Origin of the sequence: Stagnimonas aquatica (genome assembly GCF_003730135.1) — a bacterium.
Taxonomy (GTDB): domain Bacteria; phylum Pseudomonadota; class Gammaproteobacteria; order Nevskiales; family Nevskiaceae; genus Stagnimonas; species Stagnimonas aquatica.
On record NZ_RJVO01000004.1, the window covers coordinates 135729 to 162534 of the forward strand.

Below are 26806 nucleotides of genomic sequence, written 5' to 3' on the forward strand. Positions count from 1 at the left end.
GATCAGTGGCCATGTTCGGCCTCGCCTTTGCCGAGCTCCGCCTTCAGCACGAAGCTGCCGTCACTGACCACCGACTCGCCGGCCTTCAGCCCCTCCAGAATCTCGACCTTGCGACCGTCGTTGCGGCCCGTCTTCACGGCGCGCGGTTCGAAGCCGTGCGCGTCCTGCACGAACACCGAGAGGCCGCTCTCCAGTTCCTGCAGCGCCGAGGCCGGCACCGCCAGCGGGACCGAGGACTCGGCCACGGCCACCTCGCCCTGGACATACAAGCCGGGAGTCCAGATACCGTCCCGGTTGTCGAGCAGCACGCGCGCTGCCAGGCTCTGTGTTGCACTGGTCGACAGCGGCGACACGAAGACGATTTCTCCGCTGCCGATCAGCCCACCTTCCGCCTTCACCTGCACCCGCTGACCGGCGCGGATCCGGCTGCGGTCTCGCGGGAACAGCGAGAGCTCGACCCAGACCGTGCTGAGATCGGCCACCGTGAACAGCGGCTGGCCTTCCGCCTGCTCGCCGGGATTGGTGAGGCGTTCGGTCACCACGCCGCCCAAGGGGCTGGGCACGTTGTAGACCTGTAGGCTCTCGTTGCTCTCGACGCTGGCCAGGTTGGCGCCCTGGCGAACCGAGTCGCCGACCTTGACGTTCACGCTGCGAACCACGCCCGGGAAGCGAGCGGCGACGCTGCGCATGCGCTCGGCGTTCGGCTTCACCGTTCCGTAGAGCGAAATCGTCTCGGTCAGGTTCGCCGGGCCGGCTGGAGCGATGTTCAGGCCCGCGAACTTCTGGGCTTCCGGGGTGAGCTTGAGCGCCTCGGCATGGCCACCTTCTTGGGAGTGGCCTTGCTCACCGCCGGACTCATGGCGATCAGCTTCCGTGTGCGCTTCGGACTTGTCGTGCCGCTCGTTCTCATCGCGTCCTTTCGATTCATCGTGAGCGTGGCCGGCCTCGTCAGTCGGCGGTGCCGGGCGCGGTGTTTCCCGGTCGCCGCAGGCGGCGAGCGAGAGGGACAGCAGGGCGGCAGCTGCCAGGAAAGAGTTTTTGGAGTTCATGGGGGTTCCTTTAGCGGCTGACGGCAGAGCCGGTGAGCCGTTCGATCTCGATCAGGGTCAGGTAGTACTGCTGGGCCGCTTCGATCAGCTCGCGGCGCACGGCGAGGAGTTCGCGCTGGGCATCCACCAGTTCGAGGTAGCTGTAGCGACCACGCTCGTAGGCGTATTCGGTGTTCGCGAGGGCGGCCTCCATGCGAGGCAGTGCGCGCTCGCGCAGCGCCGTGATCTGGCGCTGACGGTCGAGTAGCTCGCGGTGATTGCCGAAGAGCTGTGCCCGCGCCTTCACCATCGCGGCCGTGCGCTGGGCATTGGCGCCGTCGCGCAGGGCCTGAGCTTCCTGCACCAGACCTTGGTTGCGGTTCTTCAGTGCCAGGGGAGCGCCGACTGAGAACACCAGGGCGGTGTCGTCATCGGCCTGCAGACGACGCAGGCCAACACCGACTTCGATACCGGGACGGCGAGCCGCCAGTGCCAGTGTGATCTCGGACTCCCGCAGACGGGCTGCGCTCAGATAGCGGTTCAGATCCGGCGTGTTCGCCAGCGCCGCCACCATGGTCGGGTAATCCTCGACCGGAGGCAGGGTGTAGAGATCGGCGGCGGCTTCAGTGAAGTCAGGACTCACCGAGCCCCAGGACGCTGCCAGCTCGTAACGGGATGCCAGGAGCTGATGTTCGGTGTGGGCGTCGTCGCTGCGGGCACGCTCCAGCGCGACGGCGGCACGGTCCCGCTCCGCGAGGGGCGACTTGGCGGCCTGGACTCGACGTTCGACCGCCGCCGAGGTCTTCTCGGCCAGTTCGACCGCCAAGTGCGTCAGCCGATGCTCTTCCTGCTGAGCGACTAGTTTGACGAAGCGGCGCGCCGTCTCGGCCACCGCGTCGAGACGCGCGATGTGCCCTTCGACTTCGAGTCCTTCGCGAGCCCACTGCGCGCTCGCAACGCGCTTGTCGCGGAGGCCGTCCAGCTCGATCAGTTGGCTGAGGCCCAGCGTCAGCTCGGCGGCATCCACGCCCTTCGTGGCGCCGGTGCCGAGGACGTTCTCCAGATCGGCGGTGAAAGTCGGGTTGGGCTTCAACCCCGCCTGCGTGATCCGGCCGTCCTGTGCCTTGAGAACGTACTGGTAGGCAGCGAGATCGGGATTGGATTTCAGCGTGCGGTCCAGCGCCTCACGCAAGGAAATGGCAGGCCCTTCGGCCTGCGCCAGGGGGTGAAGGCTGAAAGCCAGCGTGGCCGCGAGCGCGATGCGCCCGGCGGCGGGAAAGCGGTACATGGGGAAACTCCCAGAAAAGTTAACCAGCCAAAGCCGCCTGCGGGCAGGCGGGAGCGCCTGCAAAAGCAGTCGCTCTACGGGGTCAAACCAGGGAGTTCGCGGGAGGGCCGCGCAGGGGCGGCGTGAAGTGCTGCGGCCGTGACGGCAAGGCTGCGGGTGGTCCGCGTGCACCCAGAGCCGGGACAGGCGCACTGCTGACGATCATCAGCGGCGCGCTGGGCAGCGGGAAGGCGACGTCGTCGATGGCGGTGAAGATCTTTACCGCCATCGCGACCGCCGGATCCATCTCGCGGTCGTGACCGTCATCGTCGATGTGGTCTTCGCCGAAGATCAGTCCGTTGTCGGCCAGATGGATCTCGGTGCCTTTGACACCTTTCTCGATACAGGCGCAGGCGTGCAGGTGCAGCCCCACCAGCCTCGTCAGGACGAGGGAGAGGCAGACGACCCAGAATGTGACGCCCTTGTGCATGAGCAGGAGTCTATCGTTAGTTGCTCAGGATCGCGGGGCCGCTGGTCGCCTGTACGCTGGCGACTGGCTGGAGTCTTCGACAGGTCCAGATCTGCCGGATGCCTGCTATGGGTGCGTGCAGGTAATACGCATGGGACCGGGGTGGGGAAGCGGGCGCTGCTCGCGTGCAACCCTCATTGCTCGGGTTGATCAGGCCCTGCCTGGCAGGTAGTGGCGGGGGCTGGATGCGAACGCGGTAGCACGCCCGATCCGCGTGAAGTCTGGGAGACCCGAAATGGCCCCGGTTGACCGGCCGCGCGCGGTGACCGTGGCGCGGTGGCTCAGGCCGACGGCTGGCGCTGTTGCCGGTAGGCGGTGGGCGACATGCCCTTCCAGCGCTTGAAGGCGCTGATGAAGGCGGCCGGCTCGGTGTAGCCCAGGCGTTCGGCGATTTCGGCGAGCTTCATGTGTGCGGACAGCAGCAACTCCTCGGCCAGGGTCTGGCGCACCTCGTCGACCAGGGCGCGGAAGCTGGTGCCTTCCTCCTCCAGACGCCGGCGCAGGCTGCGCGGCGCCAGCAGCAGCTCCTTGGCGACCGCTTCCAGCGAGGGCATTTCCGAGGGGCTGCGCAGCAGCCGGTCGCGCACCTGGCCGGCGACACCCGAGCGCACCCGTCGGCGCGCCAGCAGTTGCCGGCACTGCTCCTCGCACATGCGCGCCAGCAGCGGGTTGGCCTGCGGCAGCGGCGCGTCGAGGTCGCGGGCCGACAGCAGCACCGCGTTGCTGGCGGCGCCATAGCTTGGGCGCACGCCCATCAGCTTCTCGAAGCGCCAGCCGTAGTCGGGCCGGGCAAAGCGGAACTGCGCGCTCTTGGCCGGAAAACCGCCCGGGCGCATCTCCCAGGCGGCGTTGGCCCAGGCGGCCAGATCACGCTCGACCAGGAACTGCCGGACATCGGCCGGCAACTGGCTGTCGTCGAGCACGATCAGCAGGTCGTCACCCTGGTTCTCCAGCCGGTAGCGGACCAGGGCGTAGCTCAAATCCAGATAGCGCACCGCGATCTCGGCGGCGCCGCGAAAGGTCGGGCTGCTGAGCAGGGCGAAGCCCCAGATGCCGTGGCTGGAGAGGTGGTAGCGCAGGCCGGCATCCAGCCCCAGCCCAGGCACCTGACCGAGTCCGGCCAGGAGGTTGCGGACCACCTGGAGTTCCTGCGTCGCCGTGATCTCGGTGGCCGGATCGGACAGCGCTGCGGCGCCGAGGCCGGTATCGCGCAGGCAGTGCTCCAGGCCCAGGCCACGCTCGGCGGCCAACTGCGTCAGCAACTGCACGCTCAATACCGGGCGGCGCACTTCCATGGTGGACATCGGGATTACCCCTTGAGGCAGTTCGACAGTTGGCCATTATTCACCGGTCCACCAACCGGCATGCCAGTCTGCTGGTGGCCATCCAGCCTCGGTGTTTGGCCTAAAACATTAACCGACTGGCCTGCCTCCGCATGGGCAGGCCGGGGCGCCGCAGGCAGCATCGGTACTCCCTCTTCCGCGCTCCCACCAACCGGCCCACCGCGATGACCGAAGCCTATATCTACGACCACCTCCGCACCCCGCGCGGCAAGGGCCGCGCCGACGGTGCCCTGCACGAGATCACCCCGCTGCAACTCGGCACGCAGGTACTTGCCGGCTTGCGCGAGCGCAACCGGCTCGACACCGCGCTCGTGGACGACGTGATCTTCGGCATCGTCTCGCCGGTCTCCGAGCAGGGCGCGGTGCTGCCGCGCCTGATCGCGCTCAACGCCGGCTATGCCGAGACCGTGTCCGGCGTGCAGGTGAACCGCTTCTGCGGCTCCGGCCTGGAGGCGGTGAGCCTGGCGGCGGCGCGGGTGATGTCGGGCATGGCCGAGGCCGCCATCGGCGGCGGCGTGGAGGCGATGTCGCGGGTGGCGATGGGCTCCGACGGCGGCGCCTGGCCCACCGACCCGAGCCTGGCCCCGAAGGTGCACTTCGTGCCGCAGGGCATCGGCGCCGACCTGATCGCCACCCTCGACGGCTACCGCCGCGAGGATGTCGATGCCTACGCGGTGGAGAGCCAGCGCCGCGCCGTGCAGGCCTGGCAGGAAGGCCGCTTTGGCAAGTCGATCCAGCCGGTGCGCGACATCCTCGGCCAGGTGGTGCTGGACCGCGACGAGCACATCCGCGCCGGCACCACGCTGGCCGATCTAGGCAAGCTCAAGCCGGCCTTCGAGCAGATCGGCCAGATGGGTGGCTTCGACGCGGTGGCGCTACAGCGCTACCCGCAGGTGGAGGCGATCCGCCATGTGCACACCGGCGGCAATTCCAGCGGCATTGTCGATGGCGCCTGCGGCGTGCTGATCGGCAGCAAGGCCTTTGGCGAGCGTGCGGGCCTGAAGCCGCGCGCCCGCATCCGCAGCTTCGCCGCGATCGGCTCCGAGCCCTGCATCATGCTCACCGGCCCGGCAGCGGTGTCGGAAAAGGCGCTGAGGCTGGCCGGGATGAAGGTCGGCGACATCGACCTGTTCGAGGTCAACGAGGCCTTCGCCTCGGTGGTACTGCGCTTCATGCGCGCCCTGGACGTGCCGCACGAGAAGGTCAACGTCAACGGCGGCGCCATCGCCATGGGCCATCCGCTCGGCGCCACCGGCGCAATGATCCTCGGCACCGCCCTGGACGAGCTGGAGCGGACCGGCAAGGCCACCGCGCTGGCCACACTTTGCGTCGGCGCCGGCATGGGCAATGCCGCGATCATCGAGCGCGTCTGAGCGCGCCCCACTGAATCTCCGAAGGACTTTCGCCATGACTGCTTTGAAATTCGAACTCGGTGCCGACGGCATCGCCCTGCTCAGCATCGCCGTGACCGGGCGGCCGATGAACGTGCTCACTCCGGAGCTGCTCGCCGAGCTGGCGCAGGCGGTGGAGCGCATCGCCGGCGATGCCGCGATCAAGGGCGCGATCCTCACCTCCGGCAAGCCCGGCGCCTTCGTCGCCGGGGCCGACCTCAAGGATCTGGTCACCGCTTTCGACCGCGGCATCGACGCCGTCGAGGCATCCAAGGCCTCGACCGAAATCTCCGCCCTGTTCCGGCGCCTGGAGACCAGCGGCAAGCCCTATGCGGCGGCGATCAATGGCCTGGCCCTGGGCGGCGGTCTGGAGTTGTGCCTGGCCTGCCACTACCGGGTACTGGCCGACGACGCCAAGACCGTGATCGGCCTGCCGGAAGTGCAGGTGGGCCTGCTGCCGGGCGCCGGCGGCACCCAGCGCCTGCCGCGCCTGATCGGCATCCCCAACGCCCTGCCGCTGCTGTTGCAGGGCAAGCAGGTGAAGCCGGCGGAAGCGCTCAAGCTCGGCATCGTCCACGCCCTCGCGCCGGCCGCCGAGGTGGTCGCCAAGGCGCGCGAATGGCTGCTGGCCACGCCCAGCGCCGAACAGCCCTGGGACAAGAAGAACTACCGCATCCCCGGCGGCGCCGGCCCGATGGCCGCGCACGCCAGCCAGACCTTCATCGCCGGCAATGCCCTGACCTCGGCCAACACCAACGGCAACTACCCGGCGCCGCCGGCGATTCTGTCCTGCGTGTACGAGGGCACCCAGTTGCCGTTCGACACCGGCCTGCGCATCGAGAGCAAGTACTTCGGCAAGCTGCTTGCCGGCGCGGTGGCGCGCAATCTGATCCGCACCCTGTTCGTGAACAAGGGCGCGGCGGAAAAGCTCGCCAGCCGGCCGCAGGGCGTGGCCAAGTCCAAGGTGGCGAAGCTGGGCGTGCTCGGCGCCGGCATGATGGGCGCCGGTGTCGCCCACGTCAGCGCCCAGGCCGGCATCGAGGTGGTGCTGCTGGACGCCAGCCTGGAACAGGCCGAGAAGGGCAAGGCCGGCATCGCCGCCCTGCAGGGCAAGGATCTCGCCAAGGGCCGCACCACGCAGGAGAAGATCGACACCCTGCTGGCGCGCATCCGGCCCACCGCCGACTACGCCGATCTTGCCGGCTGCGATCTGATCGTCGAGGCGGTGTTCGAGAAGCGTGAACTGAAGGCCGAGGTCACCGCCAAGGCCGAGGCGGTGATTCCCGCGACCGCGACCTTCGGCTCCAATACCTCGACGCTGCCGATCACCGGTCTCGCCCAGGCCTCGAAGCGGCCGGCGCAGTTCATCGGCATCCACTTCTTCTCGCCGGTGGAGAAGATGCCGCTGGTGGAGCTGATCGTCGGCAAGGAAACCAGCCAGGAGACCATCGCCAAGGCGCTGGACTACGTTGCCCAGATCAGGAAGACGCCGATCATCGTCCGCGACTTCCCCGGCTTCTTTACCAGCCGGGTGTTCGGCACCTTCACCCAGGAGGGCCTGCGCATGCTGCTCGACGGCATTGCGCCGGCGCTGATCGAGAACGCCGCCAAGCTCGCCGGCTTCCCGGTCGGGCCGCTGGCGGTGTCCGACGAGGTGACGCTGAGCCTGCAACAGAGCATCTTCAAGCAGCAGGACGCCGACGGCCTGGACGACAAGTACCGGGGCCGCATCGGTCGGCCGGTGATCGACAAGATGGTCGATGAGTTGAAGCGCCCGGGCCGCCGTTTCGGTGCCGGTTTCTACGACTACCCGGAAGGCGGCGGCAAACAGCTCTGGCCCGGCCTGGCGCAGGCCTTCCCGGTGAAGGCCGAGCAGCCGGAGGTAGAGGTGCTCAAGCAGCGCTTCCTGAGCATCATGGCGCTGGAAACCGCGCGCTGCTTCGAGGAGGGCGTGGTGGTGAATCCCATCGACGCCGACTTGGGCTCCATCCTCGGCATCGGCTATCCGGCCTGGACCGGCGGCACCCTGTCGTACATCGACACCCTGGGCGCCAAGGACTTCGTTGCGCAGTGCCAGCAACTGGCGCAGGACTGGGGTGAGCGCTTCGCGCCCTCGCCCTGGCTGCTCGCGCGGGCGGCGGGCGGTGAGCGCTTCTACGCGCTCGCCCAGGCGGCCTGAAGGGAGGGCCAGGAGCATGCGCGACGATCCCCAACTCGCCGGCCTGCCGGTCACGCCCGCGCCCTGGCAGTTGCAGGGGCGTGGCTACATCAGTCTGCTGCGCTTCGACGACCAGGGCGAACAGCAGGACCGCTTTCTGCCGCGCAGCCTTGCCGGCCGGCGCAGCCGCAGTCCCTACGCCTGGCTGATGTTCGTCGACTACCGCCACTCCGAGGTCGGGCCCTACCACGAGCTGCTGTTCATCCCCGGCAGCTTTCCGTTCGAGGACGGCCAGCGCCACCTGTCGATCAGCCGCATCTTCGTCTCCTCGCCGGCCAGCGTGGTCAGCGGCCGCGCCAACTGGGGCATCCCCAAGGACCTCGCCGAGTTCGAGGTCCGCTACGGGGTCGATGGCCTGGACCGGGTCAAGGTTTCGCGCGGCGGGCGCCTGTTCGCCGAGCTGGATTTCAAGAGCTATCCCTTGCCGCTGCCGTTCTCCGGCGGGCTGATTCCGGCCGGGCTGCGCACCCTCGGCCAGCATTGCGGCTCGCAGAGCTTCATCTACGCGCCCTCGGCCAGCGGCGTCGTGCGGCCGGCCAGCCTGCGCCGGGCCTGGAGCGATGCCGAGGAGTTTCCTTTGCTCGCCCGCGCCCGGCCGGTGCTGACGGTCGGCGTCTCGCAGTTCCGGATGCAGTTTCCGGTGGCGCGCATTCTCCCTCTCGCAACTCCCTGACCGACCATGCAACGCAAGCCTTTGGAAGCCGAGATGGAGCTGTTCCGCGACTCGGCGCGCAAGTTCTTCCAGACCCAGATCCGGCCGCACTCGGAGCGCTGGCGCGAGGCCGGCATGGTCGACCGCGAGGCTTTTCTCAAGGCCGGCGAAGCGGGCTATCTGTGCATGTGGGCCGACGAAAAGTACGGCGGCCTCGGGCTCAAGGACTTCCGCTACGAGCAGATCCTGATCGAGGAGAACGCTGCCCACGGCGACAGCGGCTACTTCGTCACCCTGCATAGCCGCCTGGTCGCGCCCTACCTCCAGCACTTCGGCAGCGAGGCGCAGAAGCAGCGCTATTTCCCGGGGCTGATCTCCGGCGAAACCATCCTGGCCATCGCGATGACCGAGCCGGACGCCGGCTCCGATCTGGCCGGCATGAAGACCCGCGCCGAAGACCAGGGCGACCACTGGCTGCTCAATGGGGCGAAGACCTACATCTCCAACGGCATCCTCGCCGACCTGGTGATCGTCGCTGCCCGCACCCAGCCGGACAATCCGCACGGCGTCACCCTGTTCCTGATCGAGCGCGGCATGGAGGGCTTCGAGCGCGGTCGCCTGCTGAAGAAGATGGGCATGAAGTCGCAGGACACCGCCGAGCTGTTCTTCCGCGACGTGAAGGTGCCCAAGGCCAATGTGCTCGGTCAGGCGCACACCGGCTTCTACCAGTTGATGAAGGGCCTGGCCGAAGAGCGCCTGATCGCGGCCGTCGGCAATGTCGCCGCCGCCCGGGTCGCGCTCGATCTCACCCGCGACTTCGTCAAGCAGCGCAAGGTCTTCGGCAAGCCGCTGGCGAAGATGCAGAACACCCGCTTCAAGTTGGCGGCCCTCGATGCCGAGCTGGACTTTGCTCAGGTCTACGTCGACCGCTGCGTTGAGCAGCACAACCTCGGCAAGCTCGACCCGGTGGACGCCGCCCGCGCCAAGCTGCTCAGCAGTGAGCTGAACGGCCGCATGGTCGACGAGGGCGTGCAGCAGCACGGCGGCGCTGGCTACATGGAGGAATATCCGATCTGCCGGCTCTACCAGGACGAGCGCATCCACCGCATCCTGGCCGGCACTTCGGAGATCATGAAAGAGATCATTGCCCGTTCCACCTTGGACTGAATCATGAATTTCCAGGACATCCTCTACAGCGTCGAAGACCGCGTCGCCCTCCTCAAGCTCAACCGGCCGAAGGCGCTCAACGCCATGACGCTGTCGCTGATGGAGGAACTCGGCCAGGCCTTCGATCAGGCCGCCACCGATCCGGCGGTGAAGGTGATCGTGCTCACCGGCGAGGGCCGGGGCTTCTCGACCGGCGCCGATCTCGCTGCCACCGCCGCCAAGCCGCCGCTGGACGTGCAGGGCCGGCTCGATCTCGGCTACGCGCTGGACCGCTACTACAACCCGCTGATCCTGAAGATGCGCAGCCTGCCCAAGCCGGTGATCGCGGCGGTCAACGGCGTCGCGGCCGGTGCCGGCGCCAATCTGGCGCTGATGGCCGACCTCACCATCGCCGCGCGCTCCAGCTACTTCCTGCAAGCCTTCGTCAACATCGGCCTGATCCCGGACGCCGGCGGCACCTGGATCCTGCCGCGCGCCCTCGGCCAGCAACGGGCGATGGGCCTGGCGCTGCTCGGCGAGCGCCTGCCCGCCGAGCAGGCCAGGGACTGGGGCCTGATCTGGGAGGTGATGGACGACGAGCAACTGCTGCCCGGCGTGCTGACGCTGGCGCGCCGTCTGGCCGACGGTCCGGCCATCGCCATCGAGCGCATCAAGCGCGCGGTGCACGCCGCCGCCGGCAACGACCTCGCCAAGCAGCTCGATCTGGAAAGCGACCTGCAACGCGAATGCGGGCGCTCGCTGGACTTCCAGGAAGGCGCGATGGCCTTCGTGCAGAAGCGCAAGCCCAACTTCAAGGGGCGCTAGGGTGTGTCATCAATTACCTGCTCGCTGCGTTGCGAGTCAAAACCGCGCAGTGCGAGGCGCGAGACGTAGCGCAGGTTGGAACCTGAGCAAGTCTCGCAACGACGCAATGCGCGGTTTTGGCCGCAACCCTGTGGGGCGGGCTCGCGACACGGTGCCCGAGCGCGCGAGGCGGGTGCGGGAGCGAGCCCCACCGGCGTCTCCCGCACCCCTTGCTGCGCAAACACCGTGTCGGCGCAGGACTGTTTTGGGGCATTGCGGCGTCAGCCAGAGAGGGAAATAGAACCACTATTCCGCTCCCTGCCTTCCTTGCACTGCCCCAAAACAGCCTTCGGCCGCAGCGACCAGGTAATTGATGACACACCCTAGAGCGCGCTCCCTACTCGCGCCGGCAGCTTGCGCCGGTGCCTGGCCGGGCGGGCCGCCGCTTTGGCCCCGGCCTGAGCCGAGGGCGGGGTGCAGGGGTCGGCATGCAGGCGCCAGCGTTCCGGCGCTTGTGCGCCTGCCCCGGGAAGCCAGCCTCGCAGCCAGCGCAACAGGCCGGCGACCAGCACCATCAGCAGCGACCCCACCAGGCAGCAGGCCATGGCGGCTCTCAGTCGCGTGGGTGGATGAGGAGCTGGGCCTGCGCCGGCAGATCGACCTGCAGGCGCGCGCGGCCCTGCTCGTCGGCCATCAGGCTCTGTTCCTCGCCAAGACCGCGCAGCCGGTACTGCCGTCCCGGGCGCAGTTGCGAGAGTTCCAGCGGGTAGCGGCCGGGCCCGGTGCCGGCCACCAGGTGCAGTTCCAGGGCTTGGCCGTCGGAGACCGCAGCGGCGACCAGAACCTGCGGGTAGGGTGCGGATTCCAGCATCGGCCCCTGGGCCCAGGCGGCCGGCATGCCCACTTCGACCAGATCGTGAAAGCCGTTGCCACGCAGGATGCGCGCGGCATGGATCACCGCATGGCTGCTGACCGAGGCGCCCGGGTAGTGGCGCACGCCGTCGATGACCTGGCTGGGAAACTCCTCCTCGATACGCAGCAGCAGGCGGTCGGCGACCTCGTCGTCGCCCATTTCGCGGGCTGAGGCGGCGACCAGCGCATAGGTGCTGAGAGGGCTGCGTCGGTAATTGCCGAAGTCGATGTGGTCCCAGCCGCGGGTGCTCAGGCGCAGGCCGGCGTCGTCGAAGTGGATCAGGTCGTGGCGGATGATCTCCCAGCTGCGGCCGGCGATCTCCGGCAGCAGCGGGTGCAGGAACAGCGCGGTGACGGCGTCGGCCATGGTCGCGGTCAGCGCCGGGATGGTCATGCCGGTGTAGTGGTCGCGGATGGCGGTGATGCGGCCATCCAGGCCGACGAACTCATCCTCCAGGCTGCGCTGGTAGCGCTCGCGCATTTCCTCCCAGTAGTGGCTGCCGTAGCGGCGGTCGTGGCACTTGAGGGAGAGCGCGCCGAAGTTGTTGCAGATCGGGTAGATCCAGCGCGGCTCGCAGGGGAACAGGCAGTAGTCCGACTGCTGCATGTTGCGGCGGATGATCTGGCAGATCTCGCCGAAGCTGGAGCGGTACTCGCGGCCGGAGGGGTGCTGCAGGCGGATCGCCCCGGGCTGGTTGTAGTGCGCGCCATTGCCCAGGCAGAGGTTGAGCCCGAGCATGCCGCCGTACCAGCCGTAGTACATGATGTTGTCGCGAGCGAAGGGGTTGGGATCGGCCCGCAGGTTTCCCCACAAATTCTCCAGGCGCCAGTAGCTCCAGACCCGGTGGTCCATCATCTTCTGGCTCAGCCGCTCCTGCGCCTCGGCCTGGTAGCCGCGGAAGGCGGGGGCACGGATGTAGGCGTGCATCGACAACATGTAGGAGATGTTGCAGATCTGGTAGCGCTTGGCAGCCTCGCGGAACTCGTCGATGCGATCAAAGCCCGAGAAGTCCTGCACCGGCTGCAACGCGCGGTCGAGCAGGAAGCGCCAGAGGGCGAGATCGTCCGTCGAGACCGGCTGCACCAGGGGCAGACCGTTGTCGGGTCGCAGGCTGCGGGTGACCGTGGTGCGGGCCTCGGCGAGGTAGGCGTTGATGCGCGCGCAGTCGGCGCGCTGGCGCGGCAGCCGGCGCTGGGCCGAATAGGCGCCGCCGGCGATCAGCAGCAGCATGCCGGTGGGCAGCCACACCCGGGTCTCGGTCCACAGGCGGGCGAGGGTGAACTCCGGCGTCTGGCACATCTGCAGAATGGTTTGCCAGGGCGTGGACGGCCAGTGATCCATGACCGCTGCTGCCAGCGCGCTGCCCAGCCAGACCAGCACCGGTGCGATCAGGTTGCCGGTGGCGACCCAGAGCAGCAGGGAGAGCAGAAACAGTCCCAGGCTGGCGACCAGAAGGCCCAGGTGTGGCAGCCAGCCCGCGCCCAGGCCGGCGTGCATCAGAAAGCCGCCGCCCGGCAGCACCAGCCCGAGGCCGAAGCTCGCCAGCGCCGCATCGCCGGCCCAGGCCAGCGCGGTGCCCAGCAGCAGCACCAGCAGATAGACCAGGGCGGTGCGGCGCCAGCGCGCCAGGGTCACCGGGCCGGCCAGGCCCTTGCTGGTGGGGATGGTGGCGACCGGTCGGCCGGCAATGGCAAAGCCGAGCGCCGAAAGCTGTCCGTCGGCGCTCATGGCGACTCCGCCTTGTAGCCGACCTGGCGGATGTCGGGACGCGCCCCATAGGCGCGGCCGAAGTAGTCGCTGATCTGACGGTCGGCGGGGTCGGGCAGCCAGCGCTTGGCGAAGAACAGGGCGCGTATGCCCTGGCGCGCCAGCCAGCAGTGCAGGCGGTGGGGTTCGGGCAGTTGCAGGCGACGGCGTAGGGCGGGGTCGATCAGGGCGTAGAACAGCCCCCGGCCGGTGCGGCGCAGCGGCGCCGGAAACCAGTACTCGGACCACTCCTGCGCGAGCGCGGCGGTGATCTCCGTGCACTCCGGGCTGGGCTGGAATTCCTCCTGCTCGAAGCGCCGCATCCAGTCCAGGAAGGCCTCCTGGCTGCCGGGAATGTCGCGTACCTGCATGAGCTCGCCCATGCGCCGCCAGAAGCGATACTGGGCCTCGCATTCCTTGTCGCTGAGCCCATGCTCGCCGAGGTAGTCCTCGGAGATCCGGCGCGGCAGGCAGGAAAGGGTGGCCAGCGTGTACAGCGACATGCGGTTGTCGATCGGGAAATTGGCGTGGATGCGGACCAGCCGTTCGGCGATGCGCCAGCTCGGTTCACTGTCGCCGTGGCGGTAGAGCTCGCCGAAGAAGACCAGCGAGTCGAAGTTGCGCTTGCGGGTGTCGCGCAGGATCGGTCCGCGCCCGCCCCGGTGCAGGATGCGCGCCATCGCCGGCATGCCGACGTTGTAGACGAAGGCGACCGAGAACAGGCCGTGCAGGAACATCGGTGTGCCGTAGCGCACCACGAACGACAAGCGGGCAATGCGGTGGTAGTCGTGCTCGACATCGAGCTGCTGGATCTGGTCCCGCGCCCAGGTCCAGCGACCGGCCTTGCTGGCGGTCATCGCATGCCCTCCTCGGTGGCTATGTGACGAGCCTAATGCGAATATTTGTTCGCATTCAATTCGCGTTTGGAGCCAGGGTCATGCGCAAGAAGCCGCGTCAGGGACGGTCCCGCTCGATGGTCGACAGCCTGGTGGAGGCGACGGCCATCTGCATCGCCGAGGACGGTCTGCCGGCGGCCACGGCCGCGCGGATCGCCGAACGCGCCGGCGTCAGCGTCGGTTCGCTCTACCAGTACTTCGCCCGCAAGGAAGACCTTTACGCCGCCGTGCTGGAGCGGATTACCGTCGGCCTCAAGGCGCTGGTGGCGGCCGAGATCGAGCGCCTGCCGAACAAGAGCATCGAGGATTTCGTGCGCGATCTGCTGCACGCGGTCTGGAGCTATCTGGAAACCGACCGCCAGCGCTACCTGCGGGTGACCCGCTACTGGGCGCAACTCGAATTCGTGGCGGTGATGAACGACCTGGAGCGGCAGATGACCACCGCGCTCGGGGTGTACCTGATGCACCACCCGGCGCGGCGGCCGGTGCAGGATCTGCCGACCAAGGTCTACGTGCTGGTCAACAGCGTGCTGTTCACCATCGTCCGCTACATCAGCGAGCCGAGTCCGCAGGCCCGCCGCGAGCAGATCATCGAGTGCTTCGCGGAGATGGCGGCGGCGCTGCTGCCGGCGCCGACCAAGCGGGCCGGCGCCGGTGCGCCGCTCAAGCGCCTTCCCAGATCACCGGCCGGCCGCTCCGGAACCAGCGCTCCACCTGCGGCTCGTAGTGTTTCTCGATGACGTTGCGCTTGATCTTCATGGTTGGCGTCAGGAAGCCGTTGTCGATGCCCCAGACCTCCCTGACCACGGTGATGAACTGCAGGTGCTCGTGCGGGTCCAGGCCGGTGTTGACCTGCTCCATCAGCGTCACCAGCTCGGTTTCGATCACGGCACGGTCGCCGCCGGCGCCGAGCTGCTTGCGGGTGTCCTCCGAGAGCAGCGCCAGCGCATAGGTCGCCGCCTGGTTGGCGCCGCCGACGCAGACCACTTCCAGCTTGGGGTGTGCGCCCAGCTTGTTCTCGATGGGGACCGGCGCGACGTACTTGCCCTTGCTGGTCTTGAACAGTTCCTTGACCCGGCCGGTGATGCGCAGGCGGTTCTCGCTGTCCACCTCGCCCATGTCGCCGGTCTTGAAGTAACCGTCGGCGGTATAGGCTTCGGCGGTGGCCTCGGCTGCCAGGTAGTAGCCCATCATCTGCGCCGGGCTCTTCACCAGAATCTCGCCGTTGTCACCGATGCGACAGTCCACGCCCGGATTGGGCGGGCCGACGTAGCCGGTCTTGGCGTCGCCGGGGCGGGTGAAATGCGAGTAGGCGAAGTTCTCGCTCATGCCGTAGGCCTCCAGCAGGTCGAGCCCCAGGCTGCGGTACCAGGCGACGATGGGGGCCGGCAGTGGCGCCGCGCCGGTGACGGCGATACGGACATGCTCCAGGCCCAGCTGTTCGAGGATCTTGCGCTTGACCTTGCGGCCGAGCAGGGGGATGCGGAACAGCAGGCGCTGCTTCTTCAGCGGCAGCTTGGCGCAGACCCCGAGGTGGAACTTGGTCCAGAGGCGCGGCACCGAGAAGAACATCGTCGGCTTCGCGCGGCGCAGGTCGTTGACGAAGGTTTCCAGCGACTCCGCGAAGTAGACCTTGAAGCCGTGGTAGGTGGAGGCGTTCTCGACGATCAGCCGCTCGGCGACGTGCGCCAGCGGCAGGTAGGAGAGCATGCGGTCCTGTGCGGTGAGCGGGAACAGTTCGTTGAGCAGGCTGCCGCAGAGCTGGAACGAGCGGAAGCTCTGCATCACGCCCTTGGGTTGGCCGGTGCTGCCGGAGGTGTAGACGATGGTGGCCAGCTCGTCGGGCCTGCGGTCCGGCTCGCCCTGGAGCGGCGCGGTGTCTGCGATCAGTTCCGACCAGCTTTCGCCACGGGCTTCCGGCGACAACGGCAGACGGACGATCGGCATCGACGCCGGCACGCCGGACTGCATGGCCGGCCAGTCGTCGAGCTTGCCGAGGAACAGTAGCTTCGCGCCGCTGTGTTCCAGGATGTAGCGCACGGTGTCGGCGTTGAGCGTGGGGTAGAGCGGCACGCTGACGTGGCCGGCCATCCAGATTGCCCAGTCGGCCATGATCCAGTGCGCGCTGTTCTTGCCCAGGAGAGCGATCTGGCTGCGCGGTGGCAGTTGCAGCGATTGCAGGTGCGCGGCCATGCGCCGCACCTCGTCGAGGATCTGCGCCCAGGTGTACTCGCTGACCTGACCACCGCCGGTGGGCTGGACGAAGTGTACGGTCTGCGGCTGGGTCTTCTTCCAGTGATACAGGCAGGCCAGGGGGCTGCGTTCTTGCAGTCCGGATGTCATCGGTTTCTCCTCGTGATTTTCTGTGCGGCTGGTTTGTGTGTCGTGCTGCGGGTGCTGCTGTCGCTGGCCGCCGCCAGTGCCGGTGCGTAGGCGGCCAGGAAACCGGTCATCGCCTGGGCCGCAGCCTCGCGGTAGGGCGGGGTGATCTCGCCGTGCTCGAAGTAGGAGCGACGGAAGCAGGCGGTGCCGAGATCGGCCGCCAGGGTGGTGATGTCGGGCAGGCCAGCGGGCAGCGCCGCGCCGCCGTACCAGACCATGCGGCCGAGGTCGCCGAGACGCTTGTTGGTGCGCTCCTGGGCGCGGTAGCTGTCGTCGGTGACCGCGCCGCCGAGGATCAGCAGCCGCGCCGCCGGCTGAGTGTTGTGGAAGTCGGCGGCGTGCTGGACGATCCGGCGGATGCCTTCCCCGAGTCCCACCCGACGCAGCTCCTCGCGGCGCGAGGTGAACACCGTTTCCAGTTGCCCCAGGTAGCGGTCGACCAGCTCGTTGAGGATGGCGTAGGGCGTGGGGAAGTAGGCGTAGACGCTGCCACGGGTGTAGCCCAGGCGCTCGGCCAGCACCGGAATCGAGAAGCCCGACAGCCCCTGTTCGAGCAGCAGGGTTTCGGCTTCCAGCAGGATGCGGTCGAAGCGCTCGCGGGCGCGCTGCTGGGTGGGTTGTCTGGCGACCGCCTGCGGGTCGAGGTCCTCGTGCATGGCGGCGAGAGTAGCCATCGGGTTTTGAATTGACAAATGTCAATAAAAGACTCGCGGTGGGGCCGCGCGGCGGCCGGTCAAAACTATCAACGCCCTGGCCGTTCGGGCTATGGGCAGTGGCGGCCGACAGGCAGACTATGGCGTCATAACGAGATCCACGGAGGAGAGAACGTGAGAATCCGCCGCGCTGCCGCCTGGCTTTCGGCCCTGGGCGGGCTGCTGGCCTTGGCCGCCCAGGCGGCGCCGCCTTCGCTCGGCAGTCCGGCGCCGGAGTTGCGCGCCGAGCCCCTGGCCGGTGGCGAATCGCAAGGCCTCGCCGATTATCGCGGCCGGGTCGTCTATCTCGACTTCTGGGCCACCTGGTGCGCGCCTTGCCGTATCTCGCTGCCCCTGCTCGACGGCCTGCGCGCCGAGTACGCGGTACGCGGTTTCGAGGTGCTCGGGGTCAGCCTGGACGAGGAACGCGGCAAGGCCTTGCAGGTCGTCCGCCAACTGGGCCTGCGCTATCCGACGCTGGCCGCACCAGAGCCGGCCAGCCTGCTGCCGTTCGGGATCGGCCAGATGCCGTCCGCCTATCTGCTCGATCGCCAGGGCCGGGTGCGCTACATCCACCAGGGCTTCCGTCGGTCTGATCTGCCAACGATCCGTTCCGAGATCGAAAAATTGCTGGAGGAGAAATCATGAAGACCAAGAGCCTGCTCCTGGCGGGCGCGCTGTTGCTGGCCGGTTGCGGCCTGCAACCGGTGCAGCCCTGGCAACGCGAGGACCTGGCCCGGCCGGAGATGGCCTGGGAACGCGGTCTGGTGGAAGAGGGCGCGATCCGCAGCCACACCTACCAGAGCAAGGAGGCCGCGATCGGTGGCCCGGCCCTGGGTGGCGGCGGCTGTGGCTGCAACTGAGCGCCTGCCATGAGCAAGGACAGGATTGCGACTTCGCCAGCGCTGCTGGCACTGAGCGCTGCTGCCGCCGCGCTGCCCGGCTATTCCGGCCCGGCGCAGGCCTGGGCGGACGAGTCGGTCGAAGCCGGCTACCGCTATTCGCACTACCAGGAGGCAGCCCTGCCGGCCAGCGCCACCAATGGCGGTCCCGGCGAGCGCTATCGGGTGGACAGCCACCAGTTCCACTGGCTGCAGCCGCAGGGCGAGGCCTGGGACTTCAAGACCGACCTGATGCTGGAGACCATGTCCGGCGCCTCGCCCTGGTATGTGGCGCCCGGCAGTGGTGGTCAGGCTATCCAGGTGCTGTCCGGCGCCAGCATCCAGGACCGGCGCGCGGTCTTGCAGGGCCGTGCGCGGCAGCATCTGGAGCAGGGGCGGCGCGCGCTCAGCCTGGGGATTTCCAAGGAGGACGACTATCTCGCCTACTCCGGCGGGGTCGAAGCCGAGTGGGACTTCAACCAGCGCCGTAACACGCTCTCCGCCGGCCTCGGCTACTCCTACGACCAGCTCAAGCCCACCGACGGCGGCAGCGCGCGCTTCCCCGACCGCATCGCCAAGGCCGACAAGGACAGCTTCACCGCCTACGCCGGCCTCAGCCAGGTGCTGACGCCGCAAACCGTGGCGCAACTGGCCTTGTCCTACAGCTACAGCGACGGCTATCTCTCCGACCCCTACAAGCTGGCCTATGTCGATGCCCGGTTGCTGCCGGACAACCGGCCGCAGGACCGCAATCAGTGGGCGCTGACCGGCCGCCTGCGTCACTACCTGCGGTCCTTGCAGGCGGCGCTGCATGTCGATGCCCGCTACTACACCGACAGTTGGGGCCTGGCCTCCGACAGTCTGGAAGTCGCCTGGGTACAGAAGCTGCCGGCCGACTGGCGGCTGACGCCCAGCCTGCGCTGGTATCAGCAGGGCCACGCCAACTTCTACCGGCCCTACTACACCGTCGCCCGCGAGGACGGCTACTACAGCAGCGACTACCGGCTTTCGGCCTACGGGGCGCTCAGCGGCCGCATCGCGGCGGAGAAGAGCTGGCGCGGTTTTTCCTTCGCGGCCGCCGTCGAAGCCTATGAAAGCGATGGCGATCTGGCGCTGCGCGCGGTGCGCGACGAGAGTCCGGGGCTGGTGGATTTCCTGGTGGTCAGCGCCGCCGTCAGCTACCAATGGTCGCTGGCGCCACCGGCGCCGCGCGGTACCAGCACGCTACAGCCGGAGCCGGCGCTGCCGACCCCGGTGCAAGTCATTCCGGTGACGCCATGAGCACCGTCCGTGGGTTCTCCGCGCTTGCCCTGCTGGCCGCGCTGCTGCTCACCGGCTGCGGCTCGGCCGGCAACTACGATCTGCCTGCCGAGCCCAAGCCTGGCGGCGGCGATACCGGGACGGTGAAGGACTGCGCGACGCTGTTCAGCACCCGCGTTCAGCCCCGGCTGGACTACTGCCGCACCTGCCATGTGCCCGGTGGCCTGGGCGATGTGCCGGACGGCCGCCTGTTCCAGCTCGGCGGCGACCGCGCGCAAGATGCCGCCAGGCTGAAAGCCTCCTGGGAAGCCCTGGGCGGCGCGGCGAGCACGCCCTCGCGCATCCTGCGCATGGCCTCCGGCACCGACACCCGCAGCCACAGCGGCGGCGCGCCCTGGCCGACGGGTTCGGCGGCCTACGTGGAGATGGCGGCGCTGTTGCAGGGCTATGTCGATCCTGCCGCCTGCCAGCTCGGCGGCGGCGGTGGCAGCGTCGAGGAACAGCCCTTGCTGGGCAGCGCGCGCGGTGGCCATTACTGGGACGACTTCTGCGAAGGCAAGTCGGACGAGACGCCGCTGCCCGGTGACCCGCGAGCGCGGGTGATTCCGGGCTTCAACGCCGGCAAGGCGGTGCTGATGAACGCCTGGTGGGCGAGCTGCCAGGCCGACGACCAGCCGGCCAATTGCGGCGAGCAGCGCGCGCGGGTGGCGCGTGGTTTTCCCATCGTCGCCAGCGACGGCGAGATCGGCGCCGGCAGCATGTTCTCCGGCGATCACGCCAGCTCCAGCTTCTCGTTCAGCGCCGAGCGCTACAACACGCTCTGGGACCAGGTGATGGGACTGCCGGCGCGCCCCGACAACTTCGACCAGTTGATGGCCGAGCGCTGGGGCATGCCGCTGTCGGCGACCCGCAATCCCTATCCGCTGCCCGGCGAAGACCCCAATGCCAGCGACGGCGGCAGCGGCCAGTTGCCGGTGGGCCTGACCCAGTTGCGCGAGGCCGACGGCCGCTGGACCGGCCAGCTCAACGCCACCTGCAGCATCTGCCACGGCGGCCAGGTCGGCAGCGTCGCCGACGGCCCCGGCCTGGGACCGCTCTACGGCACCAACAGCCAGAGCGACATCACCGTGATGTTCACCGACCTCGGCCGCATCGCCCCGCAGCAGGCGGCGCTGTCGGTGATCTCGCAGAACAAGGTGCGCGGCACCGGCAACATCACCAACTTCCAGTTGTTCGGCACGCTGACGCTGTTCGACGATTCCGCCGACAACCTGCTGGGCCTGCTGCGCTACCTGTCGGTGCAGACCCAGCCCTCGACCGGCACCGAGGACCCGCCGGTGTGGTGGAACGTCGGACACCGGCCGGCGAAGTTCTTCGACGGTGGCCAGGTGATGAGCTCCAAGCGCATCGAGCTGTCCTTCCACTTTCCGGACGCGGTCACGCCCAACAACCAGGCCGGTCGCGACTGGATCCTCGAACACCAGCAGGACAGCGACGCCTGGATTTCCTCGCTGAAGGCGCCGGTCTGGCCGGCGGCCAAGCTGGGCGCCATCGACACCGCGCTGGCCGAGCAGGGCGCGATCCTGTTCCACGCCAAGGATCTCTGGGGCAGCGGTCTCAACAACCCGGTGCCGCGCCCGGAAGGCGGCAATGGCTCCTGCGCGAGCTGCCACGGCGCCTACTCGCCGCGCTATGTGCACGACCCGGCGTTTCTGGAAGACCCGGTGATGGAGGGCATCGCCGCCTACATCACCCCCATCGAGATCATCGGCACCGATCCGCGCCGGCTCGACGGCAACAGCCAGTTGGTCGCCGACTATGCGCGCTACAACTGGTTCGCCTACGCCGACGGTCCGTTTGCCGACAACGGCGCGCCGCTGTGTGGCGACTGGAACGACAGCGCCCTGCGCGGCAGCCGCAAGCTCGGCTATCTGGCGCCGCCGCTGTATGGGGTGTGGGCGACCGCGCCGTACTTCCACAACGGCGCGGTGCCGACGGTCTGGCAGGTGCTCAAGCCCGAAGACCGTCCGGCGATCTGGCGGCGGCTGTCGACGCCGGCGCGCGCCGATCAGGAAGGTCAGGTGGTGATGGGCTACGACGCCAGTCTGGAGCGCGGCTACGACGCCACGCACCTGGGCTGGAATCACGAAACCCTGAGCTGCGGCACCGCCGGCACGGTGCCCTATCTGGACTGCAATCCCAACGACGGCGGCCAGAGCGTGCAGGACGTGCTGGGCCTGATCTGGGGCAATGGCGGGCTGGCCTGGAACCTGCTCAATCTGCCGATCCTGAGCAATGCCCAGATCGAGGACCGCAAGGTCTACAACACCGCGATGTACAGCCAGAGCAAGGCCGGCCACGAGTTCACGGCGGTGCTCACGGATGCCGAGCGGCGGGCGCTGATCGAGTACCTGAAGACGCTATGAGCCCGCCGCTCCGGTCTGCCGCCGCGCTGGCGCTGGCCGCGCTGCTGCTGGCCGGCTGCGGCTCGGCCGGCAACTACGACCTGCCTGCCGAGCCCAAGCCTGGCGGCGGCGATACCGGCGCGGTGAAGGACTGCGCGACGCTGTTCAGCACCCGCGTTCAGCCCCGGCTGGACTACTGCCGCACCTGCCATGTGCCGGGTGGCCTGGGCGATGTGCCGGATGGCCGCCTGTTCCAGCTCGGTAGCGACCGCGCGCAGGATGCCGCCAAGCTGAAAGCCTCCTGGGAAGCCCTGGGCGGTGCGGCGAGCACGCCCTCGCGCATCCTGCGCATGGCCTCCGGCACCGACACCCGCAGCCACAGCGGCGGCGCGCCCTGGCCGACGGGTTCGGCGGCCTACGTGGAGATGGCAGCGCTGTTGCAGGGCTATGTCGATCCTGCCGCCTGCCAGCTCGGTGGCGGTGGTGGCAGCGTCGAGGAGCAGCCCTTGCTGGGCAGTGCGCGCGGTGGGCACTACTGGTTCGATTTCTGTGCCGGCCAGCCGGATGCGACGCCGCTCCCCGCCGATCCACGGTCGCTGATCCGGCCCGGCGTCAATGCCGGCAAGGCGGTGTACTTCAACGCCTACTGGAAGGACTGCCACGCCGATCCGGCCCTGGTCGGCGAGGAGCCGCCGGCGCGGAGCTGCGGCGAGCTGCGCGAGTTCGCGGCGCGCGGCGAGGCCTTGATCCTCGGCAATGGCGCCACCGGCGCCGGCAGCTTCTTCGCCGGCACCGATACCGACGGCTTCCTGTCGTTCAGCGCCGACACCTACGCCAGCCTGTGGAAGAAATGGGGCCTGCGCGCGCGGCCGGACAACTTCGACCGCCTGGCCGCCGAGCGCTACGGACTGTCGCTTTCGAGCGCCCGCAACCCCTATCCGCTGCCGGGCGAAGACCCCAATGCCAGCGACGGCGGCAGCGGCCAGTTGCCGACCGCGCTCACCCAGTTGCGCGCCGCCGACGGTCGCTACAGCGGCAGCATCGGCGTCACCTGCCACGCCTGCCACAGCGGCGCGGCGGGAGGCGATGCCGAGGCTCGCAATGCCGTCCTCGGCAATGGCAACAGCCTCAGCGATTTTCCGCTGCTGCTCAACGAGACCGGCCTGGGTTTGAACCTGCCTGGCGCCGGCTCGCTGAGCGCGATCAGCGTCGGCAAGACCCGTGGCACCAACAACGCTCTGGCGCTGCAGATCATCGTGCTCCTGACCCTGGACGCGCAGCTCAGTGCCGAGGCCTTCCAGTTCTTCTTCACCGCGCCCAACGGCGGCTCGCTGGACGCACCCGCCTGGTGGAACATGGGCCACCGCGCGGTGAAGTTTCAGGACGGCTTCCTGGCGATGGACGCGCTGCGCTCCGACCTGGGCTTCTTCATCCCGATGATGGATGCGCCCATCCCCTTCGACACCGCCGCCGCCACTGCCTGGGTGCGGGCGCATGCGCGCGCCGGCGATACCTACCTGATGTCGCTGAAGGCGCCCGCGTACCCGCTGGCGGTGGACCGCGCGCTGGCCGAGCAGGGCGCGATCCTGTTCCACGCCAAGGATCTCTGGGCTGCCGGGCTCGACAACCCGACGCCGCGCCCGGCCGGTGGCAACGGCTCCTGCGCCAGTTGCCACGGCGTCTACTCGCCGCGCTACGCGCACGACCCGGCCTATCTCGACAGCCCGGCGCTGGAAGGCCAGGCCAGCTACATCGTGCCGCGCGATCTGATCGGCACCGATCCGGCGCGGGTGGACAGCGACAACGAGGCGGCCGAGGTCTACGGCAAGAAGGACTTCTTCGCCTACCCGGAAACCGTTGGTGGCCCCGAGCACCTCGACTGCGGGCCGCAGAACCGCTCGGAGCTGCGCGGCAGTCGCGCGCCGGGCTATCTGGCGCCGCCGCTGTACGGGGTCTGGGCCAGCGCGCCGTATTTCCACAATGGCGCGGTGCCGGATGTCTGGGGCGTGCTCGATCCCAACAGCCGGCCGGCGATCTGGCGGCGGCTGTCGGCGCCCGCGCGCGCCGATCAGCAAGGGCAGGTGGTGATGGGCTACGACAGCGATCTGGCGCGCGCCTACGACCCGGCCCGCCTGGGCTGGAAGTACGAGGCCCTGGCCTGCGGAGTCGGTGGCGCCTTGCCCTATGTGGACTGCGATCCCGGTGATCCGGAGGCGCCGACCCTGCTGCAGCGCCTGCTATCCGGCATCCACGGCAACAACCCGTTGCTCTGGTATCTGCCGACGCCGCCGCTGATGACCAGCGCCGAGATCGAGCGCCGCAAGATCTACAACACCCTGGCCTACAGCCAGGGTCGCCAGGGCCACGAGTTCAGCCGCGTGCTCAGCGACGCCGAGCGGCGGGCGCTGATCGAGTACCTGAAGACGCTGTGAGTCTTAGTACATTTTTCGTTTACATGTATGGAGACATCCAATCCCGTCATTCCGGCGCAAGCCGGAATCCAGTACCGGCCAAGGTTTCCCGGCTTGCAGGACTGGATACCGGCTTTCGCCGGTATGACGATATTCGTGTGGTCTTGACTCAAAAATGCTTTAGCGGCCGGGCGCGGCCTGGCGCCGCTGCTCGCGGTAGGCGTTGGGCGAGACGCCCTTCCAGCGCTTGAAGGCATGGATGAAGCTGGCCGGCTCGGCATAGCCCAGGCGCTGGGCGACTTCCTCCAGCTTCATGTGGGCGACGATCAGCAGCTCCTCGGCGAGGGTTTCCAGCACCTCGTCGGCGAGCGCGCGGAAGCTGGTGCCTTCCTGCTCCAGGTGCCGGCGCAGGCTGCGTGGCGCCAGTTGCAGCTCGGCGGCGATGCTGTCCAGCGAGGGCATCTGCCCGGCCCGCTGGAACAGCCGCTCGCGCACCTGGCCGGCGATGCCATCGCGGCGACGGCGCTTTTCCAGCAACTGCCGGCACTGCTCCAGGCAGAGCTGGGCGATCAGGGCATTGCCCTGCGGCAGCGGCGCATCGAGCAGCGCCGGGTCGAGGTGGATGCGGTTGTACTCGGCGTCGAAGCGCGGCTCCACGCCGCACAGCGCGACATAGCGGGCGACATCCATCGGGCGCGGCAGCCGCAGCTCCACCGCCTGCACCGGCAGACCCTGCGGTTGCAGCTCGCGCATGGCGTTGGACCAGGCGGCGAAGTCGCGTTCCAGGAAGAACGGCCGCAGGTCTTCGGGCAGGGCGCTGTCGTCGAGCAGGATCTGCAGCAGGCCGGGTTCGATGCGGGTGCGGAAGCGGATGAAGGCGTAGCTCAGGTCGAGATAGCGCTCCACCACTTCGGCGACGGCCCGGAAGTTCTTGCAACTGAGCAGGGCGAAGCCCCAGATGCCGTAGGTGGCCAGGTGATAGCGCAGACCGGCTTCCAGGCCCAGACCCGGCTGCGGGCCGAGGCCGCGCAGCAGGTTGCGCGCCAGTCGCAGCTCCTGCTCGGCGCCGATCTCGGTCTGCGGGTCGGCCAGTGCCTCGACGCTTATGCCGGTGCCCTCCAGGCAGGCGGCCTGCGACAGGCCGCGCTCGGTGGCGAAGCGGGCCAGCAGCTGCGCGCTGACCATGTTGCGGCGCACTTCGGTCAGCGACATGGGCGGGGAGGTGGGAAACTGGCCCGGATTATCAATCGAATGTCCGAGGCCGTCATCCACGCCACCGGCGAATGCGGCAATGCTGCGAGACCCTTTCGGAGGAGAGCAGGGAGCATGACGGCGGAGACTAGCAGCGCCAGCACGGTCGCGATCATCGGCACCGGTTTCGGCGGCCTGGGCATGGCCTGGCAGCTGAAGCAGGCGGGCATAGACTCGCTGGTGATCTTCGAGAAGGCCGACGAGGTCGGCGGCACCTGGCGCGAGAACCGCTACCCGGGCGCCGGCTGCGACGTGCCCTCGCACCTCTATTCGTTCTCCTTCGAGAGCCACTATCCCTGGGCCTGGCGCTACGCCCGGCAGCCGGAAATCCTCGACTACCTGCGCCATTGCAGCCGCAAGTTCGACTTGCTGAGGCACATCCGCTTCCGCACCGCCGTCGAGGGCGCGGACTTCGACGCCACGCGCGGCGTCTGGCGCATCCGCCTCGCCGGCGGTGGTGTGCACGAGGCGCGATTTCTGATCAGCGCCGTCGGCCAGCTGCACCGGCCGGCGTATCCGCGCATTCCTGGCGGCGATCACTTTGCCGGCAAGGCCTTCCACTCCGCGCACTGGGATCACGGCTACGAGCTGAAGGGCAAGACCGTGGCGGTGATCGGCACCGGCGCCAGCGCCGTGCAGTTCGTGCCGGAAATCGCCAAGCAGGTGAAGCAGCTCTACCTCTACCAGCGCACCCCGGGCTGGACCATCCCCAAGGTCGAGCGGCCGATCTCGCCGTTCATGCGCGGTCTGCTCAACCGCCTGCCGGTGATCGAGAAGCTGGACCGACTGCGCATCTACGCCATCACCGAGCTGCTCGCCTGCGCCTACATGGGCCATCGCTGGCTGGAGCGCCTGGTGACCGGGCTGGCCAAGTTCCAGCTCTGGCGGCAGGTCCGCGACCCGGCGCTGCGCCGGCGGCTGACGCCGGACTTCCCGGTGGGCTGCAAGCGCATCCTGCTCAGCAACGACTGGTATCCGGCCCTGACCCGGACCAACGTCGAGGTGGTCAGCGAGGCGGTGCAGGCCCTGGAGCCCAAGGGCGTGCGCACGGCCGACGGCAAGCTCCGCGAGGTGGATGCGGTGATCTACGGCACCGGCTTTGCCGCCACCGAGTTCTTGGCGCCGATGCAGATCCGTGGCCTCGGCGGCCGCGAGCTGCGCGAGCAGTGGCGGGGCGGGGCCGAGGCTTATCTGGGCATCAGCGTCAGCGGCTTTCCCAATCTGTTCCTGCTCTACGGGCCCAATACCAATGTCGGCTCCGGCTCCATCGTCCACATGCTGGAAAGCCAGCAGCGCTACATCGGTCAGCTGATTGCCGCCCAGCGCGCCGACGGCTGGCGCTATGCCGATCTGCGGCCCGAGGTGCAGGCCGAGTTCGTCGCCGAGGTGCAGCGGCGCAGCGCCGAGTCCACCTTCGAGGGCAGTTGCCAGTCCTGGTACAAGACCGCCGAGGGCCGCAACACCAACAACTGGATCGGCCTGATGCGCGAGTACCGCCGGCGCACTGCCAGGCCCGATCTGGCGCACTACCAGCTCGCCGGAGCGCAAGCGCCGACCTCGGCTGGGCAGAGCGCCTGAAGCTGCGTCGCCG

General features: G+C 68.6%; 21 protein-coding genes. 12 read left to right on the plus strand and 9 right to left on the minus strand.

Translation table 11 applies throughout. The features are described 5' to 3' along the window. Positions 1-2 precede the first annotated feature (2 nt). The 4 genes from ED208_RS10195 to ED208_RS10210 all read right to left on the minus strand — a co-directional run bounded on the left by ED208_RS10195 (position 3) and on the right by ED208_RS10210 (position 4128). Positions 3-1049 (minus strand): efflux RND transporter periplasmic adaptor subunit, encoded by a 1047-nt coding sequence (locus ED208_RS10195; RefSeq protein ID WP_123211794.1) that lies wholly within the window; start codon positions 1047-1049, stop codon positions 3-5. A 10-nt stretch (positions 1050-1059) separates the two neighbouring features. Further along, positions 1060-2316 (minus strand): TolC family protein, encoded by a 1257-nt coding sequence (locus ED208_RS10200; RefSeq protein ID WP_123211795.1) that lies wholly within the window; start codon positions 2314-2316, stop codon positions 1060-1062. 82 nt (positions 2317-2398) lie between these two features. Then, complete coding sequence (locus tag ED208_RS10205) at positions 2399-2785, minus strand: hypothetical protein (protein ID WP_123211796.1); 387 nt, start codon at positions 2783-2785, stop codon at positions 2399-2401. Between the two features lie 320 nt (positions 2786-3105). Further along, on the minus strand, positions 3106-4128 hold the full coding sequence (locus ED208_RS10210) for an AraC family transcriptional regulator (protein WP_123211797.1): 1023 nt from the start codon (positions 4126-4128) through the stop codon (positions 3106-3108). A gap of 203 nt (positions 4129-4331) precedes the next feature. Here ED208_RS10210 and ED208_RS10215 point away from each other — a divergent pair, with 203 nt between their 5' ends. The 5 genes from ED208_RS10215 to ED208_RS10235 are packed head-to-tail and all read left to right on the plus strand — an operon-like array spanning position 4332 to position 10399. Beyond that, entirely contained in the window at positions 4332-5540 is a 1209-nt protein-coding gene (locus ED208_RS10215; RefSeq protein ID WP_123211798.1) for an acetyl-CoA C-acetyltransferase, read from the plus strand. A gap of 34 nt (positions 5541-5574) precedes the next feature. After that, the gene (locus ED208_RS10220; RefSeq protein ID WP_123211799.1) at positions 5575-7737 is read left to right on the plus strand and encodes a 3-hydroxyacyl-CoA dehydrogenase NAD-binding domain-containing protein; all 2163 of its coding nucleotides are present in this window, start codon (positions 5575-5577) and stop codon (positions 7735-7737) included. Between the two features lie 16 nt (positions 7738-7753). Continuing rightward, positions 7754-8449, plus strand: a complete 696-nt coding sequence (locus ED208_RS10225) for an acetoacetate decarboxylase family protein (RefSeq protein ID WP_123211800.1) — start codon at positions 7754-7756, stop codon at positions 8447-8449. Positions 8450-8455: 6 nt separating this feature from the next. Further along, on the plus strand, positions 8456-9595 hold the full coding sequence (locus ED208_RS10230) for an acyl-CoA dehydrogenase family protein (RefSeq protein WP_123211801.1): 1140 nt from the start codon (positions 8456-8458) through the stop codon (positions 9593-9595). Positions 9596-9598: 3 nt separating this feature from the next. Next, positions 9599-10399, plus strand: a complete 801-nt coding sequence (locus ED208_RS10235) for an enoyl-CoA hydratase-related protein (RefSeq protein WP_123211802.1) — start codon at positions 9599-9601, stop codon at positions 10397-10399. 592 nt (positions 10400-10991) lie between these two features. On the opposite strand, the gene ED208_RS10240 is transcribed toward ED208_RS10235, so the two are convergent. Next, entirely contained in the window at positions 10992-13019 is a 2028-nt protein-coding gene (locus ED208_RS10240; protein ID WP_123211803.1) for a linalool dehydratase/isomerase domain-containing protein, read from the minus strand. Beyond that, positions 13016-13894: an oxygenase MpaB family protein gene (locus ED208_RS10245; RefSeq protein WP_123211804.1), complete on the minus strand. Its 879-nt coding sequence runs from the start codon at positions 13892-13894 to the stop codon at positions 13016-13018. Before ED208_RS10245 ends, ED208_RS10240 begins: the two co-directional genes overlap by 4 nt. A gap of 80 nt (positions 13895-13974) precedes the next feature. Between ED208_RS10245 and ED208_RS10250 the strand changes: the two genes are divergently transcribed. Further along, positions 13975-14673, plus strand: coding sequence for a TetR/AcrR family transcriptional regulator (locus tag ED208_RS10250; RefSeq protein ID WP_158608508.1), 699 nt, complete (start codon positions 13975-13977; stop codon positions 14671-14673). Here ED208_RS10250 and ED208_RS10255 read toward each other — a convergent pair. Together ED208_RS10255 and ED208_RS10260 are read right to left on the minus strand one after the other, a co-directional pair. Further along, the gene (locus tag ED208_RS10255) at positions 14597-16276 is read right to left on the minus strand and encodes an AMP-binding protein (protein WP_123211806.1); all 1680 of its coding nucleotides are present in this window, start codon (positions 16274-16276) and stop codon (positions 14597-14599) included. The two genes, ED208_RS10250 and ED208_RS10255, sit on opposite strands and share 77 nt — an antisense overlap. Beyond that, positions 16273-16989 (minus strand): TetR/AcrR family transcriptional regulator, encoded by a 717-nt coding sequence (locus ED208_RS10260; protein WP_123211807.1) that lies wholly within the window; start codon positions 16987-16989, stop codon positions 16273-16275. Before ED208_RS10260 ends, ED208_RS10255 begins: the two co-directional genes overlap by 4 nt. Before the next feature lie 153 nt (positions 16990-17142). Between ED208_RS10260 and ED208_RS10265 the strand changes: the two genes are divergently transcribed. From ED208_RS10265 to ED208_RS10285, 5 genes are read left to right on the plus strand one after another with little or no spacing between them, the layout of a single operon-like run. Then, positions 17143-17655 carry a TlpA family protein disulfide reductase gene (locus ED208_RS10265; RefSeq protein WP_158608509.1) on the plus strand — a complete coding sequence of 171 codons (513 nt, stop codon included), beginning with the start codon at positions 17143-17145 and terminating at the stop codon, positions 17653-17655. Beyond that, positions 17652-17870 (plus strand): DUF4266 domain-containing protein, encoded by a 219-nt coding sequence (locus ED208_RS10270; RefSeq protein WP_123211809.1) that lies wholly within the window; start codon positions 17652-17654, stop codon positions 17868-17870. Before ED208_RS10265 ends, ED208_RS10270 begins: the two co-directional genes overlap by 4 nt. A gap of 9 nt (positions 17871-17879) precedes the next feature. Then, positions 17880-19169: a DUF3570 domain-containing protein gene (locus ED208_RS10275; RefSeq protein ID WP_123211810.1), complete on the plus strand. Its 1290-nt coding sequence runs from the start codon at positions 17880-17882 to the stop codon at positions 19167-19169. Further along, positions 19166-21574 carry a rubber dioxygenase RoxB gene (gene roxB, locus ED208_RS10280; protein ID WP_123211811.1) on the plus strand — a complete coding sequence of 803 codons (2409 nt, stop codon included), beginning with the start codon at positions 19166-19168 and terminating at the stop codon, positions 21572-21574. Before ED208_RS10275 ends, roxB begins: the two co-directional genes overlap by 4 nt. Beyond that, the gene (locus tag ED208_RS10285; protein WP_123211812.1) at positions 21571-23985 is read left to right on the plus strand and encodes a c-type cytochrome; all 2415 of its coding nucleotides are present in this window, start codon (positions 21571-21573) and stop codon (positions 23983-23985) included. The genes roxB and ED208_RS10285 overlap by 4 nt, the downstream gene beginning before the upstream one ends. Positions 23986-24144: 159 nt before the next feature. On the opposite strand, the gene ED208_RS10290 is transcribed toward ED208_RS10285, so the two are convergent. Beyond that, complete coding sequence (locus ED208_RS10290; protein WP_199720589.1) at positions 24145-25176, minus strand: AraC family transcriptional regulator; 1032 nt, start codon at positions 25174-25176, stop codon at positions 24145-24147. A 114-nt stretch (positions 25177-25290) separates the two neighbouring features. Here ED208_RS10290 and ED208_RS10295 point away from each other — a divergent pair, with 114 nt between their 5' ends. Further along, positions 25291-26793 (plus strand): flavin-containing monooxygenase, encoded by a 1503-nt coding sequence (locus tag ED208_RS10295; RefSeq protein WP_123211813.1) that lies wholly within the window; start codon positions 25291-25293, stop codon positions 26791-26793. The last annotated feature ends 13 nt before the right edge of the window (positions 26794-26806 follow it).

What these genes read in the sequence shown, in the direction of transcription:
- ED208_RS10195 (WP_123211794.1), bottom strand. Translation starts at nt 1,049, where the DNA reads ATGAACTCCAAAAACTCTTTCCTGGCAGCTGCCGCCCTGCTGTCCCTC.
- ED208_RS10200 (WP_123211795.1), bottom strand. Translation starts at nt 2,316, where the DNA reads ATGTACCGCTTTCCCGCCGCCGGGCGCATCGCGCTCGCGGCCACGCTG.
- ED208_RS10205 (WP_123211796.1), bottom strand. Translation starts at nt 2,785, where the DNA reads ATGCACAAGGGCGTCACATTCTGGGTCGTCTGCCTCTCCCTCGTCCTG.
- ED208_RS10210 (WP_123211797.1), bottom strand. Translation starts at nt 4,128, where the DNA reads ATGTCCACCATGGAAGTGCGCCGCCCGGTATTGAGCGTGCAGTTGCTG.
- ED208_RS10215 (WP_123211798.1), top strand. Translation starts at nt 4,332, where the DNA reads ATGACCGAAGCCTATATCTACGACCACCTCCGCACCCCGCGCGGCAAG.
- ED208_RS10220 (WP_123211799.1), top strand. Translation starts at nt 5,575, where the DNA reads ATGACTGCTTTGAAATTCGAACTCGGTGCCGACGGCATCGCCCTGCTC.
- ED208_RS10225 (WP_123211800.1), top strand. Translation starts at nt 7,754, where the DNA reads ATGCGCGACGATCCCCAACTCGCCGGCCTGCCGGTCACGCCCGCGCCC.
- ED208_RS10230 (WP_123211801.1), top strand. Translation starts at nt 8,456, where the DNA reads ATGCAACGCAAGCCTTTGGAAGCCGAGATGGAGCTGTTCCGCGACTCG.
- ED208_RS10235 (WP_123211802.1), top strand. Translation starts at nt 9,599, where the DNA reads ATGAATTTCCAGGACATCCTCTACAGCGTCGAAGACCGCGTCGCCCTC.
- ED208_RS10240 (WP_123211803.1), bottom strand. Translation starts at nt 13,019, where the DNA reads ATGAGCGCCGACGGACAGCTTTCGGCGCTCGGCTTTGCCATTGCCGGC.
- ED208_RS10245 (WP_123211804.1), bottom strand. Translation starts at nt 13,894, where the DNA reads ATGACCGCCAGCAAGGCCGGTCGCTGGACCTGGGCGCGGGACCAGATC.
- ED208_RS10250 (WP_158608508.1), top strand. Translation starts at nt 13,975, where the DNA reads ATGCGCAAGAAGCCGCGTCAGGGACGGTCCCGCTCGATGGTCGACAGC.
- ED208_RS10255 (WP_123211806.1), bottom strand. Translation starts at nt 16,276, where the DNA reads ATGACATCCGGACTGCAAGAACGCAGCCCCCTGGCCTGCCTGTATCAC.
- ED208_RS10260 (WP_123211807.1), bottom strand. Translation starts at nt 16,989, where the DNA reads ATGGCTACTCTCGCCGCCATGCACGAGGACCTCGACCCGCAGGCGGTC.
- ED208_RS10270 (WP_123211809.1), top strand. Translation starts at nt 17,652, where the DNA reads ATGAAGACCAAGAGCCTGCTCCTGGCGGGCGCGCTGTTGCTGGCCGGT.
- ED208_RS10275 (WP_123211810.1), top strand. Translation starts at nt 17,880, where the DNA reads ATGAGCAAGGACAGGATTGCGACTTCGCCAGCGCTGCTGGCACTGAGC.
- roxB (WP_123211811.1), top strand. Translation starts at nt 19,166, where the DNA reads ATGAGCACCGTCCGTGGGTTCTCCGCGCTTGCCCTGCTGGCCGCGCTG.
- ED208_RS10285 (WP_123211812.1), top strand. Translation starts at nt 21,571, where the DNA reads ATGAGCCCGCCGCTCCGGTCTGCCGCCGCGCTGGCGCTGGCCGCGCTG.
- ED208_RS10290 (WP_199720589.1), bottom strand. Translation starts at nt 25,176, where the DNA reads ATGTCGCTGACCGAAGTGCGCCGCAACATGGTCAGCGCGCAGCTGCTG.
- ED208_RS10295 (WP_123211813.1), top strand. Translation starts at nt 25,291, where the DNA reads ATGACGGCGGAGACTAGCAGCGCCAGCACGGTCGCGATCATCGGCACC.